A 22,099-nucleotide genomic window follows, 5' to 3' on the forward strand; every position below is an offset into this window, starting at 1 on the left:
AGCGAAGCAATCTCTAGAGGAATAACGATGACTGCACAACGATTGATGGATTACAAACTGGTTCGCCAATGCGCACCGACACTTGCCGCGCGCAAGGTCGGTAGCCTCTTCTGCATGGAAAAATCGCCCGCAGAACACGAACCGCTTTGCGCCATTCTTGCCCGTTGGAACCGCGAACTGAATCCGTCGGGCATATTCGTACGTGTCGTTGCCGAACGCTACGGACGCAGTTTTGTGTACGTCTATCGCCGCAACGTGTTGAGTCAATTGTTCAACGAGACTGAAATCCGTCAATTTATGGGGCATTACGGCTACCAGCATTTCGACGAGGAAACGCTTATCGCAAACCTCACCCACCGCATTGCAAAATGTCATTGCTTTCCGCATGAAATCGGACTTTTTCTGGGCTATCCACTCGAAGATGTCAAAGGTTTCATCGCCAATGGCGGGCAAAATTGCAAAAGTACGGGCTACTGGAAGGTTTATGGCGATGTCGCCGAATCGGAAAAGAAATTCGAATGCTTCCGGAAATGCTTTTCGGTCATGAATTCACTTTTCGAACGAGGCTACTCGCTGCCGATGCTAACTGTCCGAAACGCAGCGTAATCAAACGACATTTACCCCTTTAATTCACCTAGGAGAATCACAATGGAAAAAATCGCAGTCATTTATTGGAGCGGAACCGGCAACACCGAACTGATGGCAAAATACGTCGCCGAAGGTGCCAAAGCCGCCGGCGCCGAAGCCGACGTGTTCAGCGTCTCGGACTTTTCGCAGGGCCAGCTGGGCGAATACGCCCGCTATGCACTGGGTTGCCCCGCCATGGGCGCCGAGGAACTCGAAGATTCCGAATTCCAGCCCTTCTACGAAGCCGTCAAGCCCGCACTCAACGGCAAAAAAGTCGCCCTGTTCGGCTCTTACGGCTGGGGTGGTGGCGAATGGATGAACCCGTGGAAGGCCGACGCCGAAGCCGCCGGGCTCGTACTTGTGGCAGACCCGCTCGCCATCGAGAACGCCCCCGATGACGCAGGCAAGGCCGCCTGCCAGGAACTCGGCAAGGCACTCGCCACCGCATAAAATGAAAGAATCTTTTTTATAGTGTTTTGAAAAGCAGCCCCGACGGAATCACACTCCGTTGGGGCTTTTAGAGGAGTTTTTCAATGCAAGTTTCTCGTGTCAACAAGGTTTTTGCCCGATTGGGGCGTTTTCAGGTCAAGTTTCGTTGGTTGATTCTGCTGGTAACGGCAATTGTGACGTTTTTGGCGTGCCTCGGGCTCCCGCAACTGCAGATGACGAGCAGCGAAGAAGAATGGTTTGACGACTGGGACAAGGTGAAGATTGACCAGGCGCACTTCAACGAAAAATTCGGTAGCGATGACGGTTACATGGTGATGGTCCGCGCCGACGACGTTTTTGCGCCAGAGGTATTGCAGGCAATTGACAGGCTTTCGCGCAGGCTCGAAAACGAGGTGCCGTACGCCGATCGCGTGGTTTCGCTGACACACAATTTGTCGATTCCGGTCGCAAATGACGAGGGTTTCGAAGTCATAGACCCGTTCGAGGGCGGCATTCCCGATAACCCGCAGGAGCTAGCCGAAAAACGCAAACTGATTATGACCCGCGAATCGCTGGTGAACAACATCGTCTCCGATGACGCGAAGGAGACCTGGGTGATTCTTTCGCTCAAGACTTACGAGGGCGGCATCGAATTCGGCAAGGACAGCATTGCGCCATTTGCCCGCGAAGTCATCTATTCCGACGAATTCAAGAGCGACAGATACACCTTGATGCCCACGGGCATGAGCTACACTGAAATGGAAGAAGACGAGGTGGTTTCGAGAGAGTGCGCAATGCGCATTGGAATCGGTTTTGCCGTAATGCTTTTGTGCCTTATCCTGTTCGTGCGTTCGCTGCGCGGCGTGGTGGTGCCCGCAATCGCTACCGCGGGGGGCATCGCCTCGGTGCTCGGAATTAACGGTTGGCTGGGCTTTGTCGGCGACAAGACCATGGTGGCGCTCCCGGTGCTTCTGGGAATGGCTCTTTCGGTGGGCTATTCCATCCACTACATCAATTCGTTTCGCATGCACTTTAGGCGCACGGGCAACCGCCGCGAATCCGTGATTTGCGCCGTCGAGGAAACGGGCTGGCCCATTCTCTTTACCGTCATTACTACGGTCGCATCGTTGATTTCGTTCCTGTTCGCGGGAATCCGCCCCATCCGCTGGATCGGCGGCATTTCGGCAGGCATCGTCACGATGGTTTATCTGTACGTCATCATCCTAATTCCGGTTTTCATGAGTTTCGGGAAAAATGCGAAGCCGGAACCCGAGATGGTCAAGAGCGCGGGGGCCACCAAGGCGGACGTCCTCTTTGAATTTTTCGGGCGCAAGGTGTGCAGGCACAGCATTGTTATCGCGGTGATTTCGGCGGCGGTAATGTTGCTGCAGATTCCGGGAATGATGCGCATCGACGTGAACATGGACTACACCGAAACCATGGGTGAAAAGATTCCCTTCGTGGTGCGGCTCAAGGACATGCTCAGCGGAAAGCTCGGAAGCCTCTACGACTTTAACGTGATGGTGGAATTCGATGACGCGGACGCGCTCAAGGACCCCGCCAACATGATACGCATCGAGCAACTGGAACAGAAACTCGGAACGCTCCAGCTCACAAAAATTTCGGGCGACAAGCCGCGCGTGCAATCGGTGACGCGTCTCGTGAAAGAGATGAACCGCACGCTGAACGCCGACAGTATCGAGTATTACAAGATTCCCGACGCACAGGACATGCTCACGCAATTGCTTTTCCTGTATGAGATTTCGGACCCGGAAGCGCTTTTCGAATATATGGACGAAGATTACAAGACCTCGTTCATCCATATAGAACTTTCGGGCTACGACGCCAACAAAATCGTCGAGGACTTGGATTCGACCAAAAGCTACGGCGCACAGATTTTCCCCGACGCAAAAGTTTCTGTCGTGGGCGAAGTCGTGAATTACGCCGAAATGAACGGCAAGTTGGTCGGTGGGCTATTGCGCTCGTTCGGCGGATCGTTCGTGATTATCGCCATCATGATGATTCTCGCATTCGGGAGCATCAAGGCGGGCCTTATCGGGATGATTCCAAACGTCGCGCCGGTACTCCTGATCGGCGGCATCATGGGCTATTCGGGCATGCCGCTCGACATGATCACGATGATCGTGATGCCAATGATTCTGGGCATCGCCGTCGACGACACCATCCACATGAACAACCACATCAAATACGGTTACGAGCGCACGGGCAGCTACAGGCACGCGCTACTGCTCTCTTACCGCGAAATCGGAAAGACCATGGGCATGACCACATTCATCCTTTGCGCGATGTTCTTCGTATTCATCTTCAGCCCCATGGGCGCGCTCCACAACGTGGGCCTGCTTTCTATCGTGGGCCTAGGAGCCGCACTCCTTGCCGATTACACGCTCACCACCGCACTCGTGTACCTGAACAAACCGTACGGGAAAGGTTAATACTATCTTTATGGCATGAACGAGCCTGTTTTACAAATTGCCCAAGGTCTTGCCATCCCATTTTTAGGGACCGTCTTGGGGGCCGCATGCGTGTTCTTTATGAAGAAACAGATGGGGCAAAACCTCAAACGTGGCCTTTTGTCGTTTGCGGCGGGCGTCATGGTGGCGGCTTCCGTCTGGAGTCTGCTTTTGCCCGCAATCAGCGCGAGCGAATCGATGGGCAAACTCGCTTTCATCCCAGCGACAGTCGGATTCTGGGCCGGCATCCTGTTCCTGTACATTTTGGATAAAATAACACCGCACTTGCATTTGGGTAGCGCCACGCCCGAAGGCCCCAAGGCAAAACTCAAGCGCACGACCATGCTTACGCTGGCGGTGACTTTGCACAACTTGCCCGGGGGCATGGCCGTCGGCATCGTTTTCGCAGGCTGGCTTTCGGGGAATGTGGCCATCACGCTTTCAGGTGCGTTCGCGCTTGCCATAGGCATTGCGATTCAGAATTTCCCTGAAGGGGCGGTGGTTTCGCTCCCGCTCCGTGCCGAAGGGGCTTCCCGCAAAAAGGCTTTCGCCTTGGGAGCGCTCTCCGGAGCCGTAGAACCCGTAGGCGCGTTAATCACGCTGCTTGCGGCTGAGGCGCTTTCGCCATTTATGCCCTACCTGCTCTCGCTTGCGGCGGGCGCCATGATTTATGTTGTCATCGAAGAAATGCTCCCCGAAGTCAGCGAAGGAGAGCATTTTGATGCCGGCACCATCCTTTTTGCCGTGGGCTTCACGCTCATGATGGTGCTCGACAGCGCGCTATAAAATTTCACTTAGAAAATCAGCAATCCGATGTGGTAGCCGATAAAGGCGAGCCCCAAAGAAAGCGCCAAGTAGTAACCCATGATGGTGGCTAGCCACTTGAACGAACCGGCCTCGCGGTAGGTGGTGCCCATCGCCAGCACGCAGGGAACGTTGAACATTGAGGCAAACAGGAACGCGAGCGCTTCGGGCTTGCTGATGGTACTTGCAAGAGCCTCGCCCAAGTTTTCGCTTGCAGCCACGCGGGTCACAAGAGAGAACGCCTCGCCGGTGTGGTTGAAGAGCGTGCTCATGATGCCAAGCGAAGCTTCCTTACTGAACATGCCGCCCAGATAAGAGACAAACAGTTCCCAGCGCATGCCAAAGAACATCGTCACCGGCTCGATCGCATTGCCAATCTTGTACAGGAGTGTATTTTCCACATTCCCGTCGCCCGCGTAAGAAAGCGCCCAGAAAAGAGCCGCCACCATCAGGATCATTTTCAGAGCCTTCTTGAAAATGCCCCAGGTGCTGCGCCCCACCATCGCGGCAATCATCTTCCAGTGCGGCTTGTGATACGGCGGCAGCTCCATAATCATGCCCACGCGTTCATTCTGCGGGACAAGCTTTTTTCCGAACAGGCGCGAAGACAGGTAGAAACTGGCGAAAATCAGCGCCACGTAGCCGATGCCGAACAGCGGTGCGGCCGACCCGAAGAAAGTCGACGCCAGGAACAGCACCACCGCCACCTTGCTCCCGCACGGAATCGCCCACAACAGAACGAGCGCAAGCAAGCGTTGCCCGCGGGTATCTAGCACGCGCGTGCCGCAAACCGCACCCGCCGTGCATCCAATTCCAGAGAACAGCGGCATAATCGCCTTGCCCTGCAAACCCAGGCGCGAAAGCCAGTTGTCGAACGCATACGAGAAACGCGCCATGTAACCGATTTCTTCGAGAATGCGGAATACGAAAATGATGGAGAAAATGAAACTTGTCATACAAATTGTAATACAAGTTCCACCAACAAGCACCAGATTGATGAACGAAATCACCACAGGCCAGACGCCAAGCGCATTGCCAGCGCGTTCTACAAGCGACTGCAATACAGGCTGTATTCCAAAACCGATTCCCATGCCCGGGAAAGCGAGAATCATGCACGCAATCAGCGAGACGACCATGATACCAAACGCAAAGAACTTGCCCTTGATATGGTGCGTCGCGATACGGTCCCACTTGCTAAAGACCTTTTCGATGGACTTGGGCGTCGCCGATTCATGCACAATCTTTGAAACCCAGCGGTACTTGGCCTCGCCGGTGAGAATTCCGCCGTCGCGCCCTTCGTCGCTATCGAGGATTGCATCAATCGCATTCTTCCTTGCGAACGGAAGCGATTCATTCACGATACCGCAAATGAGCTTGTCTTTTTCGAGGAGTTTTTCTGCAATCCAGATTCTTTCGCAAACGCCATATTCAAAATCGCCGAGGGCTGCTTCGATGCGGCTAATGATATCATCCGTTTTTTCGCCAAGCTCTCCCCCGCTAACGAGTTCCTCGCGCAGGCTCCCGCTATCCAGGCAAACAGGCGTCTTGATGGCCGAAACCATCTTCTTGAAAAATTCAGGATAACGTTCCGTTTCGGCCGCACTGAAGCCAAGCACCGGAACGCCGAGGCGCTTTTCAATCGCAGTCACGTCAATCTTCTTGCCTGCCGCTTCAGCCACATCCATCATGTTGAGCACCAGCATCACAGGCATGCGAATGCCCACAAAATCAGCCAGCATGTAAAGGCTACGTTCCAACTGCGATGCGTCCACCAGAATACAGACGAGGTCGGCCTTACCACTCTGAATGTAGTCACGCGTGACGACTTCTTCTTCGGAGTTCGCCGAAAGCCCGTAACTGCCCGGAAGGTCAATTACTTTATATGTTGTGCCGTCAAAAACAAATTCACCCTCGGCCTGCTCCACCGTTTTGCCGGGCCAGTTGCCCACACGCTGGTGAAGTCCCGTAAGGTTGTTAAAAAGCGTTGATTTACCGGAATTGGGTTGCCCGAGCAAGGCAATAGTCTTGATTTCGCTCATCTTTACGATTCTACCTTGACAAAAATCTGTGAACTTTCCTTGTGGTTGACAGCGATAACCGTATCGCGACAAAAAACGAGCACCGGCGAGCGCCCGTCATTCTTGAGAAGCGTAAAGGCGGAACCCGGCGTAAGCCCGATGGAAACAATTCTTGAAATAAAGCGGGAATCGCCCTCAATTTGGGCGACCGTCCCGCAACGATTCTCACCCATTTCGGCGAGACTCAAACGGTCAACAAATTCAGCGTTTTTCATGCGCCAAAATTAGCCGAAACCCGCACAAAAAACCGCTCCAAATGGACTTGCGATAATCCGGAAAGATTTGCAACCCATTCGGTTTTGAGCAAAACCATTTGGAGTAGAAATTTTAGGCTCATCTCTCTACTTTTTGCTCCGCAAAAAAAGAGGATACAATGAGCCTTCCAAAGATTAACATTGAAAGAATCAACGAGCGGTTCGGCCGTTTTGGCGAATTCTTGCTCAACCACCGAGCCATTTTGCTGGTGGCGTTTGTCGTTTTGCTTGCGGTTTCGATTGTGGGCATGAAAAAAATCTACGTCGAAGCCTCGTGGGACAGCTACTTTATCGAGGGCGACCCGATGCTTGTCGAAACGGACAAGTTCAAGAAAACTTTCGGTAACGACTATTTCGTGGGCGTGCTGGTCGAGAGCGACCATTCCATCTTGACGCCGGACAACCTGAAACTTTTACGCGAGCTTTCGAACGAACTGCGCGATAGCCTCTCGTATTCCGACGGCAAGGCGACTTCGATTGTCGATTTGGAATACATGCTCGGCACCGAAGAGGGCATGGAAATCACGCAGATTGTGCCCGAAGAAATCCCGACAGACGAAGCGGGACTTGCCGAAATTGAAAAGCGTCTGGCTGACAAGCCGGAACTGGCGAAGAAGTTGATTTCAAGTGACCGCAAGCAGGCCTTCATCAACATCAAGCTGCGGCCCTTCCCCGAAGATTCAGTGTGGAAGGCCGAAGGCGAAGCGAAGGGCGTAAAGGCAGAAGCGCCTGACATGCAAACGGGTCGCGAGACGGCGGCTATCATCGCGAAGGAAAAGTATGCGCCGCTGCACCCGCGTGCTACAGGCATGCCCTACCTGAGTTTCCAAAAGCTGAAATACATCGGCGAAGAGATGGGCCGCATTTTCATCATGACGATTCTCTGCGCTATCATCGTGATGTTCTTGGTGACGCGTTCGCTCCGCGGAATTGTCTCTCCGCTGATTACGACTTTTGCGGGTGTCATTATGACATTTGGCCTGGTGGGTTATCTCGGACTTTACATGGATGCGACCAACATCATGGTGCCCGTGATTTTGGCCTTCGCCGTCTCGATTGCGTACAACATTCACATCAACTCGTTCTTCCGCAAGAACATGATGCTTACGGGCAAGCGCAAGGAATCGGTGCTTTACGCCATGCGTGAAACGGGCTGGTCGGTGCTGTTCTCGGGCCTTACCACGATTGTCGCGTTGCTCAGTTTCCTTTCGGTGATGCTCAAGCCGATCCGCTCCGTGGGCATTCTTTCGTCGATTGCGGTCGGATTCATTTTGCTTGTAGCGTTGACCATTTCGCCGATTCTCTTGAGCTTCGGTAAAGACAAGAAGCCGAACGCCAAGGTGCTTGAACGTGGCGACACGCGCATGGGAGTCATTCTCGATTCTATCGGCAAGTTCGTTCTCGGGCATGGAAAGCCCATCGCCATCGTATTCGCCGTCGTGACTGCAATTTCTGTTTTCGGGCTCACCAAGATAGAACCCGCCTTTGACGTGGAACGCACCATGGGCCGCAAGGTCGAATACGTGAACAAGATGCTCTACGTGGCAGAATCCGAAATCGGAAGCTTCTACTCTTACGACTTGGTGATTGACTTTGGCGCAAATGACAAGGCCAAGGAAGTCGAGAACCTGAAAAAGTTGGATCAGTTGCAGGAGTACGCCGGCAAGTACCCGCTCACCAAGCGTTCCACCTCCATTCTTGACATCGTCAAGGATTTGGACCGCACGCTGAATGAAAACCGCCAGGACAAATACGCAATTCCCGAAACGGAAGAAGAAGTCGCTCAGCTGCTTTTGCTCTACGAAAACGCGGGCGGCAGCGAAGCGAGCTACTGGATGGATTACGATTACAAGAAGCTCCGCCTGATGATTGAAATTTCGAGCTACAACTCCAACGAACTCCAGAAGGAAATCGAGGACTTGCAGGATTTCGCACGCAAGCTTTACCCGGACGCAAAGGTGACTGCCGTGGGCAACTTGCCGCAGTTCACCGCCATGCAGCAGTACCTGGAAGTCGGCCAGATGACTTCGTTCCTGATTTCTGTAGTCATTGTGGCTGTCCTTTTGATGATTGTCTTCGGCAGCATTCGCACGGGCCTTATCGGCATGATTCCGAACATTGCGCCAGGCATTTTCGTGGGCGGCTACCTTGGACTCACGGACATTCCGCTCGACATGATGACGGCGACACTCATCCCGATGATTATCGGCCTTTCCGTTGACGACACGATTCACTTCATCAACCACGGGCATGTGGAATTTGACCGCACCCGCGATTACCGCGAATCGATTCTCAACGTATTCCGCACGGCAGGCCCGGCCCTCGTGATGACGACGATTATCATGGTGGCGACATTTGCGGGCTTTACCACCTCGGCCGCAACGCAGATGTTCAACTTCGGCTTCGTGGTGTTCGTGGGCCTTGTCTCGGCACTGCTCGCCGACCTGTTCGTGACACCGCTTTTAATCAAGAAATTCAAGATTTTTGGAAAATAGGAGAAAAATATGAATATGAAATTTGCAAAAACAGCCGCGACAATTATTGTCGCATTGAGCGCTATGGTGAGCGCAGAAACTTTAACCGGCCGCGACATTGTGCAAAAAGTGCATGACCGCCCCGATGGCGACACCCGCAGTTCCGAACTCTCGATGACGCTCGTGAACAAGAGCGGCAGCAAGCGCGAACGCAAGATTACCTCGTTCGCCATGGACGTGGGCAAGGACACCAAGCAGATTATGTTCTTCCGCTACCCCAACGATGTTAAGGGAACGGGTTTCCTGACCGTCGACTACGACGACATCAACAAGGATGACGACAAGTGGCTTTACCTGCCCGCCATGAAAAAGACGCGCCGCATTAGCGGCAAGAGTTCCAAGACGGACTACTTCATGGGATCTGACTTCACTTATGACGACGTTGGCCAGCGCAACATTGACGAAGACACCCACAAGCTCCTCCGCGAAGAAAAAGTGGACGGAATCGATTGCTGGGTGGTTGAATCCGTGCCGAAAAAGGGCGACGAAATCTTCTCGAAGAAAATTATGTGGATCCGCAAGGATTGCCTGATTGCCGCCAAGGTGGAATACTACGACAAGCTCGGAAAACTGCACCGTGCGCTGAAGGTTGAAAACGTGGTTCAGGTGGACGGATTCTGGTCTATCGCCAAGATGAGCATGGAAAACGTTCAGACCAACCACAAGACGCTCCTTGAATTCGGCAACATCAAGTTCAACATTCCGCTAGACGCAAAGACATTCACCGTTCCGCGATTGGAAAGAGGACTGTAATAGTGGCTAGTGGTTGGTGGTTAGTGGTTGGGGCGGCCGCTGTCGCAGCCTTCGCCCAAGAAAGTCCGTTTCAATTCAACGGGTTCGTGGACACGTATCACGCCGTGCAGACGGAGTGGCCGCATGACTTCACGACATCGCGGACACGCCTCCGTGCCGAACTGCGCGTAGATTACGAAAGCGCCTACCTGTTTGCTAGTTTGAACGGCATACACAACAGCATTCTCGACGACCGCACCGGCGTGCAACTGCAGGAAGCATATTTCAACTACTCGAACAGTTTCCTCGAAATCCGCGCTGGCCGCCAGATTGTGGTGTGGGGCGTTGCCGACGGGCTTCGCGTTACCGATCTGATTTCGCCTGTAGATTACACCGAATTCATGTCGAGCGATTACGACGACATGCGCATGGCTGTTGACGGAATTCGCATCAAGTACCCCGGCGAGCGCGTAAACGCCGAACTCGTCTACGTGCCCGTGTCGCGGTATTTCCAGATGCCAATAGGCGAAGACAACCCGTGGCGACCGGACTTGCCCGAAAATGCCAGTTTTGACTTCCCTGAAGGCCCCGAGCCACGTCTCAAGAATGGAGATTTCGGAACGCGAGTTTCGTTTTTCCTCTCGAATCTGGATTTCTCTATCTCGGCACTCCATACGCATAACCAGTCGCCCGTCACTGTCGCAGGCTACGATCCTGTCAAGGATTCCATCATCATCCACGGAATTCACGAGACTATGACCATGTTCGGTGGCGACATGTCAATACCCCTCGGGGAATTCGTCCTCCGCCTCGAAATCGCGGAATACCTGGATGAAGCGCTCGGTTATGCCAACAACCTCGATTATGCCCGCAAGAACACGTTCAATGCGCTCGGCGGAATCGACTGGTACGCAGGCGACAACTGGACCTTCATGGTTCAGTATCTGCACAAGTACATCGCCGACTATTCGGACGAACTTGCCGCCGAAAAGTACAGTTCGCAGGTGACATTCCGCATTTCAAAAGAACTGCTGAACAACACGCTTAAACTTGCGCTATACGGCATGTTCGACATCGACAACCTGGGTTACTACGCCCGAGTTTCCGGCGATTACGCGCTTTCTGACCAGGTAACGCTTTCGCTCGGCTACGATCACTTCGGTGGCAAGCGCGGGCAACTCGCGGGGTACGACAAGAACCGTCAAGTCTGGGCTAAAGCGAAGTACTACTTCTAACAAGATATAATGAATTTTGAAATTGAACCGACATCGCGCCCGCGCAATCCCTATTCTGCATTCACGATGCGGCGTGTATTTTGCATCGGCATTATCGTCGCCGTCTTGCTGCACGCAGGCTTTTACGCCTGGGGATTCATGAAGCGGACGCAGGTGGTTACCACCCGCGAAGATGCCGAGGTGATTCATGTGGAGCGTTTGCTCTTGCAGCCACCTCCGCCACCGCCCGAAGTCAAGAAAATCGTGAAGAAGGTGGTTCGCGCGAAAATTATTCCGAACATCGTACAAGATACGGTGCCGGAACCTGAACCTGAACCAGAGCCGGAACCCATTGTGGTTACAGACGCGGAACCCGTTGTCGAAGCACCGCCTGAGCCAGTGGCACCGCCCCCACCGCCACCGCCGAAGCCCTCGAAGGATTCGCTGATGAAGGTGACGAAAGCCTACCTTATCGGGCTTTCCAAGGCTTTCGAAAAACAGAAGGACTACCCGGCAACAGCCCGCCGCCTAAAGCAAGAAGGCACCGTGCGCGTGCAGTTCACGGTTGCAAAAGACGGAAGCATCAGCGGAGCGGTTGTGGCAAAGCCCTGTCCGTATTCTTCACTGAACGAAAGCGCGCTTGCCGCTGTGCAGGCCGTGCCCAAGTTCGACCCGATTCCAGCTGTACTTGGCAAGGACACCTGGAAAATGGAGATTCCTATAAAATATAATCTGCACTAACTACTTACGTCATTGCGACCCTGTAAGGGGAAGCAATCCAATGGATCGCCACGGTCATTGCATGACCTCGCGATGACGAACAAAAGAACTTTTAAAGAGGATAAACATGAACTACATCTTAGACTTTATTCAACAGGGCGGCGTTATCGCCTACGTACTCGTGGCGATGAATTTCGTCGGTTATTCCATCATCGTGTGGAAAATCATTTCGCTGATTCTCTTTAACAGGAGCATCCGCAAGCGCCTTCCTTCCAAAATTCTGCACCGCGTGGTGAGCCACAATACCGACCACCACATCATCATGGAAAGCATCCGCACCGAAATCGCACTCGCTTTCTCGCCGTTGCAAAAGGGAATGACCACGATTGAAAATATCGCAAGCATTTCTCCATTGCTCGGCCTTTTGGGCACCGTGTTCGGCATATTCAACGCCTTCAGCGTCATCGCCGTTTCGGGCCTTTCTGACGCAGGCGCATTCGCTACAGGCATCAAACTCGCCCTCATTACGACAGTGATTGGCCTCGTGGTCGCCATTCCGCACGTTATCGCGTTCAACTACTTGAACGCAAGCATGGAATCGGAGCAGGACAACGTTGAAAACGATGTGCTTTTGCAGCTGGGCCGCATTCTCAAGGAAAAAGACCACCTTCGTTCCCAAAACGAGGATGCATAAATGGCCAAGCGCACCCGCCGAATCCGCCCCGACATGACGCCGCTCATCGACTGCGTCTTCTTGCTGCTAGTGTTTTTCCTGGTGACATCCGTCTTCAAGCAAGACGAATCGGTGCTCAAGCTGATTCTGCCCGAAACACAGACCGAAACCAAGCGCGGCACGCCCGACGAACTCCGCGAAAAGGCGGCAACGGTGCAGAACAAGAAATCCCCTGTCGCCATCAAGATCGACAAGGGAACCACTTACGAACGCATCGCCGTCATCCTCGACATTTTACAGGTGCAAAAACTGTACAATATCCAGCTAATCAACGAAATGGAAAGTGCGGAATAAGGCCGCTTGCGGCGTCGCTACACCCTTCCCGCGAACTGGTTCGTAAACAGCAGCAGTCCCGAAATAAAGATTATAACACCGCCTGCGAGAGTCGCGACGGTGTATATTTTTGTCGCGATACGGGTATGGGCACTTCCCTTATCGATTCCCTTGCGGAATGCCACGGCCGCAATACCGAAGGCCACATTCGTAATCGTCATGCCGATGCAAATGACAAGCGCTCCCAAGAGCGAAAGCGCCACCATCGAATTCAGCAGGCAGAACAGAACAATCAACGCCACAGCCGGGCAAGGCACAATTCCCGTAACGGCGGCAACTCCGATAATTTCACGCCAGCGGGCAACCGGCGGGAGCGCACTTCCCAAGCCAGATTCCGCGCACGCACCATCTTGCGCAGCCCCTTCCGCGGCATCAAGCCGAGCGGCACATCCACAGCCCTTACGCGACTTAATCACATCGCGAATTGCAAGCACCACAAGCAACACACCCGTGAGCATAATGAGCGCATAACTCGCGCGCTCGATTCCGACGCGGCCTGTTTCAAACGCAGCAAAAACCGTCGCCTTGAAAATCGCATACAGAATCAGCAACAAGAGAACAGCACTCATCGTGTGCGTTACGGTAATGCCCGCACCAAGCGCCACACCCTGCCGCCAGCGACCACGACGCGCAATAAAATATCCGACCACAATCGACTTTCCATGTCCGGGGCCAAGCGCGTGCAACATACCGTACACAAGGCAAATCGCGAGGAATTTCCAAATGGCATCCCAGTCGCCACTTTTCATCGCCGAAATCGCCGCCGTCAACGCTCCTGCTCTCTTACCGCGAAATCGGAAAGACCATGGGCATGACCACCTTCATTCTTTGCGCGATGTTCTTCGTATTCATCTTCAGCCCCATGGGGGCCCTCCACAACGTGGGCCTGCTCTCCATCGTGGGCCTAGGTGCCGCACTCCTTGCCGACTACACGCTCACCACCGCACTTGTTTACCTGTGCAAGCCATACGGGAAAGGTTAACGGCTAATTCAAAGAACGAAAACAGCGTTCATGCGACGAGTCCGACTAAATGAAAATATCGGCCTCTAGTGTCGGCCGAAACACCCCAAAAAAGGCCTCCGCAAGAATGCAGAGACCTTTTGTGTGTAGAGATGAAACTTTACCGTACCGGCTAGCGGTGCGCTATTTGACAGCGCGAATGACGTAGCGGGACTGCAATGCATAGCCGCGCTGCACCAGGTTGCGGGCCTTGACATGAGCCTCGGCGAGCGATGTGGCAGAAACCTTCCCGAGCAGGCGGCCATTCAGGGAGAATATGCCGTAGGTTTGCGCCATCCCGAAATCCACGCGGTAGTTTTGCACGAGAGTCGTCGAATCGCCCGTTCCTGAAGGCTCCGTGACGGTCGTATCGCCAGCACTGCACTTTTCGCCGGTGCAGAATTCGAGGTAATCCACGTTCACGTAGTTGCCCACAATTTCGAGCTTGAGGACGTGCTTGCCGGCAGAAAGGTTCACCTTGCCCGCATCGAACGCGGTGTAGGTTTCCCAGTCGGCGCCCTGCGGGAATATTACGTTATCAGTAACTGCGATATCATCGACATAGAGTTTTATGCCCGCATTTTCCGAGGAGGTCGCGTAGCTTGCGGTGAGGGCGTATTCACCCGCCGCCGCCACGTCCACAGTATACTCGAGCCATTCGCCTTCCTGCGTGTACCCGATGGCGTAACCCGTACCACCCTTCACGATATCGACAGCATCTTCGCGGTATTCACCGCCCTTGTTGTCATCGTCCTTATCCAGGTAGGCCTTTCCGGAGCCACCCACATCGTAGTTTTCAACTTCAATCTTGCCCGGGATGGCGGCGGCGGAACCCTTGTACGGTTCCTGCGGGATAATCGGAGTCACATACACGCGGTAACCGTACTTCACGTTCGTGATGTTCACCGGCACCGTAATCTTGCCTCCGTTCACGTCATATTCCTTGCTCGAAACCGGAGTGGTAGAAGGCACGGCCTTGTCCTTGTTTTCCCACACGACGTATTCCACGTCGACATTCACCTTCTTGCCGAACGCCTCCGGAATGCCCGAAATGTTCACGCTGATTTCGCCCTTGGTGTTTCCGCCGAGCACGATGCTCGCAAAACCCTTCTTCTTGTCGAGGGCGGCAAAGCCGTCTACGCCATCACTCTTGTCGTTGGGGGGCGTAACCTTAGCCATGTAGCCGCTCATGTCGCCGTACCACTTGTACAGCCACCAGCCGCCACCGCGCTCGTTATTGGAGGTAAGGAGACTGCCGAGACGCCCCGGAAGCGGTACGAACCACCAGGAAATCATCGCGCTCTCGACGCCATAGCGTTCGAACTTGGCGATAAACGGCACCGATACGCCCGGGCAGCCTTCCTCGGAATGTTCCTCGGAGGAATACTCGTTGATACTGAAGGGGCGCGGAGACACGCCGTACTTCTTCTCGATACTGCGGTAGCTTTCGACAGTGTTCACGAAGTTCGCGCTACCCCACTGGTGCCAGCTGATTACGTCGGGCATGCAGTTGTTCTGCGAGCAGTATTTCACGAAGGCGTCCATACGCGAGGAATTGTAGTACGAGTACGAGGGACCGATAATCTTTGCGGTCGGGTCCAGTTGGCGGATCAGGTCGTAAGTCTGTTTCCAGAGCACTGAATTGAAGTCGCCGTTCTCGTTTTTCCAGGTACCGTCCGGTTCGTTCCAGATTTCGTAGCCGTCAAAGTTCTTGTTGTTCGATTTGAGTTTGTCGTTGATGACCGAGGTAACCTCGTTTTTCCAGTGGTTCATGTTCTGGAACCTGTAGGGCCAGCCGGGCAACACGTCGGCAAGGCGTATCTGGATCTTGGCGCCGATGCTTTCGACACGCGGGGCCACGAGGAAGGCACCGCCTATACCCTGCTGACGGCCGTTACCGCTACGCGCAGGAGAAAGGAAAACATTCGGCTTGAGCGGGGCGACATCTTTCGTGATATCGCTCGGGAGCGTTTCCGTAAGGCCGTAGAGCGAGCCCGTGGCCACATGGGTCACCGGCTTGATACTATCGCCAAGACTAACGTTGAGGTTGACAGCAGCCAGAACGCTTGCAGGCAGGGTGAACGTCAACAGCGCGATTGCAGGAATTTTCTTGAACATATAGCCATCCCTTGTGCGTTTGCACAAATACACACATATAAATGTATGTAAAAGGGCGCCTTCCAAGAAGGCGCCCAAATCAAATACTTTTGACAAAATTACAATGGGGTTTTAGGCTATCTCACGACGATGCGGAAGGCGTTGCCGCCCCGTTCCGGGCGAACCAGGTACGAGCCCGCACGGCCAATCGCACGCTTGGTTGCAACATGCAGGTCTTCGACACCGCGGGTCATGAACCTTGCCACCTGGCGCCCCTGCATATCGAACACCCTGTAGTAGCGCATACCTTCGGGTACCAGCACGGATGGCGTACGCAGTTTGTCCGTCGTTTCGACAGTGCCGACGTTCGCCGTCTCAGTAACATCCTTTTCCGGCTGGTTCTTGTAAATACCGGCGACTTCATCCGGGCCATACGCTGCAGGCGGGAGGTCGTTCCAACCAAAGTTCTTGAAGCCGAGCAGCGAGTATTCGGTCGGATCGTTCAACTGCTGGCGAATCGGAGCGATGCGGAACTTATGCGAGTATTCGCGGTTCGCGTTCAGGCGATATTCGTTGAGCGGTTCCGCACCCCAGCTGTTGATGCCGCCGAGCCCCATCTGGTGCAGGTCCACACGCATCGTGATATCCTTGTTGCGCTTGAGTTCCCACGGGAGCTTGGTATCGGAGAGCTGTTCCGGAGTGTAGTGCTGCGCGTTGAATTCCATACGCGGATTGCCCACAACCATCAAGCCCTTGCCGGTCTTGTCGCTGGTGAGCGTCGCCCACTTCACGTCGGTGCGCTGGCCCGTTTCGCCAATTTCCATATACATGACCGTCATGGAATCCACGAGAGTCGAGTAGATGCCCATGAAGGTGCCGCGGTTACGGCCCATGTAGTTCTCGTCGGGGCCGCGACCGAAGTAGCGCACCTTCTCGTAGCCACCCGGCACCGTGAAGAGGGTACCCACGTTCGGGATATAGCTCTTGGAGCCATCCGGGTTGAACGTGTATTCCACAACGATATCGCCACTGCCGTACACGTAGTAAGTCATCTTCATCTTGGAACTGCCCACGTCCGGGAAGCTGAAGTTGAAGGTCACACGTGTTTCTTGCGGAGAAACCTCATTGACTTCGGAGGTCACATTGCGGTTCTTGCTCGCCTTGCGCCATTCGCCGTGGCCCCTTTCCATGTTGAAGCCCTTGTCGTTATCGGTCGGGGCACGCCAGAAGTTCGGGATACCGCCGTTCTTGATAATGGTATCGCCACCGAGAACGTAGCTGGCAAGCGTACCCGCCTTCTCGTCGAAAGTAATCTTGAAGTCGGTACCTTCGATGGTGAGGCCGCTGACACGGGAAACCTTCTGGGCGCTCAGAGTACTGATATCCACTTCGGTAGACCAGGGCTGGTCATAGTTGACGCCGAACTGTTCATGAGCGACACTGTGACCCGCCTTCGCCCAGAGTTCATCCTTCTTGAGGCGGAAATCGATATCCAGATGGTATTCCGCACCGATTGTCGTCTCGATGTCCGGCAGTTCAATGGTAATTTCCTTCTTCTGGAGGGGCCCGATGTTCAACTGCGAGCCGCTCAGCTTGCCGTCCTTGATAATCTTGCCGTTTTCCCTGAGTTGCCAGATACCTTCGAGGAAGTCGCCGAGGTTCTTGAACAGGTAGCGGTTCTCGATTTCGATTTTGCCCTTCGCGGCGTCGACGTTCTTCACGCGCAGCTGGCTATACTGATACTTGACTTCCCACATTTCCGGCTGAATCGCACGGTCGGGGAACACGAGGCCGTTCGCGCAGAAGTTGTCATCGTTCTGCCAGTCGCCCCACATGCCACCGAATTCCCAGTACGGAGTGCCCTTGTGGTGCAGGCCCTGGTCAATGAAATCCCAAATAAAGCCACCGAAGGCGCGCGGGTTGCTATAGAAGGCATCCATGTATTCCTTCAAATCGCCCACAGAGTTGCCCATGGCGTGTTCGTATTCGCAGAGCATCACCGGCTTGTTCGCATCCTTGTAACCGGCGATGTAGTCGTAGCCCCAGTACATCTGGCTCGTCACGTCGGCATTGTTGTTATCGCCTTCGTAGTGCACGTAGCGGGTGGAGTCGATTTCGTGTGCGCGCTGGCGTTCAGAGGCAAACACGTTGCCGTTGCCGGCTTCGTTACCGAGCGACCACAGGATGATACTCGGGTGGTTCTTGTCGCGCTGCACCATGCTGTTCAGGCGGTCCACCACCGGAGCGCGCCAGTCATCGCTGCTCTTGGGCAGGTCACCGTTCGCACCGTGGCTTTCCACGTTCGCCTCGTCAATCACGTAAATACCGTACTTGTCGCAAAGATCGTACATTACCGGGTTGTTCGGGTAGTGCGACATGCGGAGAGCGTTGATATTGAACTGCTTCATCAGGATGATATCCTGTTCCATGCGGTCGTAAGTCACTGCGCGGCCATTATCCGGGTCGAGCTCGTGGCGGTTCACGCCGTGGAACTTGACCGGCATGCCGTTCACCAGCAGGCGCGGGGCTCCGTTGTCCTTCTTGATTTCGACCGTGCGGAAACCAATCTTGTTGCTTTCGACCTGGATGATCTTGCCCGCGTTATCCTTGATGGTGAGCACCGCCGTGTAGAGGTACGGCGTTTCTGCAGACCAGCGATTCGGCTTGGCATACGGGATTTCGAAATGCACGCTCTTTTCGCCACCGTTCGCGCCGATACCCGAGACCTTCTGCGCCGTCGGGGCAATCACTTCGCTGCCCGCATCGTTGTAGAGCGAAAGTTCCACCGTGTATTCGCCCGAAGAGGAACCCGTGGAGTTGTAAATCCAGGCGGTTGTCTTCAGCAAGCCGTCGGTATAGTTGTTCGTGAGGGTAGCGTCAATCTGGAAGTCCTGAATATGGACCTCGGGAACGGCGTAGATGTACACATCGCGCATAATGCCCGAAAGGCGAATGAAGTCCTGGTCTTCGAGCCAGGAGCCATCGCACCAGCGGAACACCTGCACCGAGATGTTGTTCTCGCCCTTGCGCAGGTACTTGTTGATGTCGAATTCGTGGCCCGTGAAGGAGTCTTCGGAATAGCCCACGTAGTTGCCGTTCACCCACACGTAGTATGCGGATTCCACGCCCTCGAAATGCAGGCGGATGCGCTTGCCGGCCCACTTGTCGGGCACGGTGAAGGTGCGGCGGTAGTGGCCCACCGGGTTGAAGTCGGTCGGGGCGCCCGGAGCGGACACGCGGTTGTTCTGCGCCCACGGGTAAACCACGTTGGTGTAAATCGGGTGGTCGTAGCCGAGAATCTGCCACGAGGAAGGCACCGGAATTTCATCCCACTTGGAAACGTCGTAGTTGTCCTTGTAGAAGTCGTTGTTGCGCTGGCTCGGCTTGTCCACATGGAAGAATTTCCACTTGCCGGAGAGCGTCTGGTACCATTCGGATGCATGGCGGTCGCCCTTGACAGCCTCTTCCACCGTAGTGTAGGGCATCGAGGTCACGTGCGGGTTAAGCCGGTTCACGCCGAAAACGCGCGGCTTGCCGTTCCATTCGTCGTTCGGGCCGCTCTGCGCAAAAGCGGTGCCCGTAAGTGCGGCGAAAATGGCCGCACACGATACTACCTTAGCTATCTGGAGATTCTTCATAACATCCTCTTTTGTTTTCCACACCATAAAGAAAAATACCCCTTTTTCGGGGGTATTTAAATGGTTCTAGAAGAGGTTTCGTGGATAAGTTGTCAATGGTTCGGCAAGCTTACCTCACCTGCACGCGCTGGATTTGGGCACGGTTCGTGACGCTGCGGACGATGTACATGCCGCTCGCGTAACCGGCACGCTTGAGCGATGCCGCCATATCCTGCGTAGATGTCGCGGAACCCAAATCGATGCGGCCAATATACTTGCCCGTGGCGCCGAACACGTTGAACTCGCCTTCGGCCATCGGGGCAAAGCGAACCTGCTTGAGAGCCGTAATTTCCGCATTCGGGTCAACGAAGTTGATCCAGTCCACGTTCAGGTAGGCGCCCGTAATCAGGAGCTTGAGCACGTGTTCGCCCTTCTTGAGCTCCACGGAACCGATTTCCACTTCCTTGTACGTCGTCCATACGCTGTCAACCTTCGGGAGCACCACAGATTCGGTAATTTCCTTGTCGTCAATGAACAACTGCATTGCAGAGGTCTCGAACGCGGTAGCCACATTCGCAACGATATTGTACTTGCCGTCGGCAGTCACGTTGATGGTGTATTCCATCCATTCGCCATCGTTCGTGTAACCGATGGCGTAGCCCGTGCAGGCGGCTTCCCCGCACTTGGAATCGCTGATATCCACCACGTCGACCTCGTCTTCGCGGTAGGCCTTGCCCTGGTTTTCACGGTCGTTGTCGTAGAAGGCCTTGTTGTGGCCGCCTTCGTCGTAATTTTCAGCCTCGATCTTGCCCGGAACCGCAGCGGCAGTGCCCTTGTAAGGCGTCTGCGGAACAGCAGTCTTTTCGCTTTCCATGTACCAGTAGTCGAAATCGAACCCGCCCTGCTTTACCACAAAGAACAGGTCGTCGACGCCGGCAGCATCGGTCACATCGAAGGTATGTTCTTCCCAAGCAGAACTTGAAGGGATATTCATGGATGCAAGGAGAGCGCCGTTTTCGGAACCGGCATGGAGTTCAAGCTTACCGCCGTTACCCCTGGTGCAAACGATAATGCGGTCGGCACCGTCGCCCATGTCAACAGAGCGCACCTTGGTGTAGAACCCGCTGTTCATCTTGGTAAGGAAAACATTGCCATATTCGGCACCGACATGCTCGATGATGGTATAGCCACCCGCCGTATTGACTGTCATGCCACCCACCCAAGACTTGGTCTCGGCTTCCACGCGCACGAACGGGTCAAGGTTCTTGATGGGCTTCACGACGCCATTGTTGGTAGCGCGGATAGTGGGAATGGTACCGTCGGCATTCCAGGTGAATTCTTCAATTGCGGTAGAACGGCTGTAGCCGCCGCCCTTCACGTTCTTCTGGTTGTGATAGAAGAAGAAGCTACGGCCCTTAAAGTCGACAATTCCGGAGTGGACGGTGAACGCGGAACCCGGTTCGCTACTCGGCATAATGACGCCCTTGTAGGTCCAGGGGCCCGTCGGGGAATCACTCCAGGAATAGTCAATGGATTCGGGAATGCCACCGGCGGCGTAAATCATGTAATATTTTTTCCCGCGCTTGTGGATCCACGGGCCTTCGGTATACTTGCCGTTAAAGGTGCTCATGTCGGAGACCTTGATTTCGCTTGCGCATTCAATCATGTTCTCCTTGAGGGGGCAGTAATAGAGCTTCGGGTTACCCCAGTAGAGCCAAGCCTGGCCATCGTCGTCAATAAACACGGTGGGGTCGATGTAGTCCCAGTTGGGGCCCGCCAGGTGCTTGCCGTTCAGGGCGTCCTTGAAGGGACCTTCCTTCTTGTCGGACACGGCCACGTTGATGGCGCGGCCACCTCGGGTGGATTCCACGGTCACGTAGTAATAGTACTTGCCATTGCGACGAATGCATTGAGATGCCCAGTCGCCGTTTTTCTTGGCAGAACCGTTAAAGTCACCCGCTTCCAAAATGAGGGTATTCATGTCGGTCCAGTTCACCATATCCGTGGTGCACGATACGCGCCAGCCGTGCATCGTGAAGAAGCTGCCGCCCTCGTCGTTGCCGGAATAGGTGCAAAGCGTATCGCCGAACACGACAGGCGCCGGGTCCGGAGAATAATAAGTCTGGATAAGCGGGTTTTCGGCCATGGCCTGCGTGCAGAGACCGAACCCTATCACGGCTACGGCTATTTTTGCTGTCTTGGCAAAACTCATAGAACATCCCTTTCGCCTAAAAGGCGACTTTTTTAACTCACCATTCTAAAATTATCCATAAAAAAGGCGAAAAAACCATGTGAAAGCCATGTTCGCGTGGATAAGTTGTCAATGGTTCGGCAAGAAGATCCCCACCTTGGTGGCCATGCGCACTAAACAACAAGTTGTTAAGTGCTGTCCGCCCGCCTGCGGGGATGACGATGTGCGCGGTTTTGCTCAAAGATCCCCGCCTGCTCCCCAAAGA

General features: G+C 54.3%; 17 protein-coding genes. 11 read left to right on the forward strand and 6 right to left on the reverse strand.

Translation table 11 applies throughout. From position 1 onward, the window contains the following. Positions 1–27: 27 nt before the first annotated feature. The 4 genes from BUB22_RS00515 to BUB22_RS00530 all read left to right on the forward strand — a co-directional run bounded on the left by BUB22_RS00515 (position 28) and on the right by BUB22_RS00530 (position 4,313). Positions 28–606, forward strand: coding sequence for a DUF3793 family protein (locus BUB22_RS00515; RefSeq protein WP_073113467.1), 579 nt, complete (start codon positions 28–30; stop codon positions 604–606). A 42-nt stretch (positions 607–648) separates the two neighbouring features. Continuing rightward, positions 649–1,077, forward strand: a complete 429-nt coding sequence (locus BUB22_RS00520) for a flavodoxin (protein WP_073113468.1) — start codon at positions 649–651, stop codon at positions 1,075–1,077. Positions 1,078–1,160: 83 nt separating this feature from the next. Then, positions 1,161–3,509 carry an efflux RND transporter permease subunit gene (locus BUB22_RS00525; RefSeq protein ID WP_073113469.1) on the forward strand — a complete coding sequence of 783 codons (2,349 nt, stop codon included), beginning with the start codon at positions 1,161–1,163 and terminating at the stop codon, positions 3,507–3,509. A 15-nt stretch (positions 3,510–3,524) separates the two neighbouring features. Then, positions 3,525–4,313 (forward strand): ZIP family metal transporter, encoded by a 789-nt coding sequence (locus tag BUB22_RS00530; RefSeq protein WP_073113470.1) that lies wholly within the window; start codon positions 3,525–3,527, stop codon positions 4,311–4,313. An 8-nt stretch (positions 4,314–4,321) separates the two neighbouring features. On the opposite strand, the gene feoB is transcribed toward BUB22_RS00530, so the two are convergent. Continuing rightward, entirely contained in the window at positions 4,322–6,370 is a 2,049-nt protein-coding gene (feoB, locus tag BUB22_RS00535) for a ferrous iron transport protein B (RefSeq protein ID WP_073113471.1), read from the reverse strand. A 2-nt stretch (positions 6,371–6,372) separates the two neighbouring features. Continuing rightward, positions 6,373–6,624, reverse strand: coding sequence for a FeoA family protein (locus BUB22_RS00540; protein ID WP_254794573.1), 252 nt, complete (start codon positions 6,622–6,624; stop codon positions 6,373–6,375). A gap of 158 nt (positions 6,625–6,782) precedes the next feature. Between BUB22_RS00540 and BUB22_RS00545 the strand changes: the two genes are divergently transcribed. The 6 genes from BUB22_RS00545 to BUB22_RS00570 all read left to right on the forward strand — a co-directional run bounded on the left by BUB22_RS00545 (position 6,783) and on the right by BUB22_RS00570 (position 12,890). Then, positions 6,783–9,158, forward strand: a complete 2,376-nt coding sequence (locus tag BUB22_RS00545; RefSeq protein ID WP_083535292.1) for an efflux RND transporter permease subunit — start codon at positions 6,783–6,785, stop codon at positions 9,156–9,158. Between the two features lie 15 nt (positions 9,159–9,173). Further along, positions 9,174–9,950 carry an outer membrane lipoprotein-sorting protein gene (locus BUB22_RS00550; RefSeq protein ID WP_073113607.1) on the forward strand — a complete coding sequence of 259 codons (777 nt, stop codon included), beginning with the start codon at positions 9,174–9,176 and terminating at the stop codon, positions 9,948–9,950. A gap of 2 nt (positions 9,951–9,952) precedes the next feature. Further along, entirely contained in the window at positions 9,953–11,164 is a 1,212-nt protein-coding gene (locus tag BUB22_RS00555) for a DUF1302 family protein (RefSeq protein ID WP_254794575.1), read from the forward strand. A 9-nt stretch (positions 11,165–11,173) separates the two neighbouring features. After that, positions 11,174–11,884, forward strand: a complete 711-nt coding sequence (locus tag BUB22_RS00560) for an energy transducer TonB family protein (protein ID WP_073113473.1) — start codon at positions 11,174–11,176, stop codon at positions 11,882–11,884. Between the two features lie 106 nt (positions 11,885–11,990). Then, positions 11,991–12,557 carry a MotA/TolQ/ExbB proton channel family protein gene (locus tag BUB22_RS00565; protein ID WP_072809021.1) on the forward strand — a complete coding sequence of 189 codons (567 nt, stop codon included), beginning with the start codon at positions 11,991–11,993 and terminating at the stop codon, positions 12,555–12,557. Next, positions 12,558–12,890 carry a biopolymer transporter ExbD gene (locus BUB22_RS00570; RefSeq protein ID WP_073113474.1) on the forward strand — a complete coding sequence of 111 codons (333 nt, stop codon included), beginning with the start codon at positions 12,558–12,560 and terminating at the stop codon, positions 12,888–12,890. A 17-nt stretch (positions 12,891–12,907) separates the two neighbouring features. Here the strand turns inward: BUB22_RS00570 and BUB22_RS00575 are convergent, their stop codons facing one another. Beyond that, a complete protein-coding gene (locus BUB22_RS00575; protein ID WP_175547199.1) occupies positions 12,908–13,678 on the reverse strand; it encodes a nickel/cobalt transporter in 771 nt (256 codons plus the stop codon). Positions 13,679–13,734: 56 nt separating this feature from the next. On the opposite strand from BUB22_RS00575, the gene BUB22_RS16545 reads away from it, so the two are divergent. Then, entirely contained in the window at positions 13,735–13,911 is a 177-nt protein-coding gene (locus BUB22_RS16545; RefSeq protein ID WP_175547200.1) for a hypothetical protein, read from the forward strand. A 162-nt stretch (positions 13,912–14,073) separates the two neighbouring features. On the opposite strand, the gene BUB22_RS00580 is transcribed toward BUB22_RS16545, so the two are convergent. From BUB22_RS00580 to BUB22_RS00590, 3 genes are all read right to left on the reverse strand, one after another. Next, complete coding sequence (locus tag BUB22_RS00580) at positions 14,074–16,047, reverse strand: carbohydrate-binding protein (RefSeq protein ID WP_254794576.1); 1,974 nt, start codon at positions 16,045–16,047, stop codon at positions 14,074–14,076. A 116-nt stretch (positions 16,048–16,163) separates the two neighbouring features. Next, complete coding sequence (locus tag BUB22_RS00585) at positions 16,164–19,664, reverse strand: beta-galactosidase, LacZ type (protein WP_073113609.1); 3,501 nt, start codon at positions 19,662–19,664, stop codon at positions 16,164–16,166. Positions 19,665–19,773: 109 nt separating this feature from the next. Then, positions 19,774–21,855: a family 43 glycosylhydrolase gene (locus BUB22_RS00590; protein WP_073113476.1), complete on the reverse strand. Its 2,082-nt coding sequence runs from the start codon at positions 21,853–21,855 to the stop codon at positions 19,774–19,776. Positions 21,856–22,099 lie beyond the last annotated feature (244 nt).

Origin of the sequence: Fibrobacter sp. UWCM (assembly GCF_900129735.1) — a bacterium.
In the GTDB taxonomy this organism is placed as follows: Bacteria; Fibrobacterota; Fibrobacteria; order Fibrobacterales; family Fibrobacteraceae; genus Fibrobacter.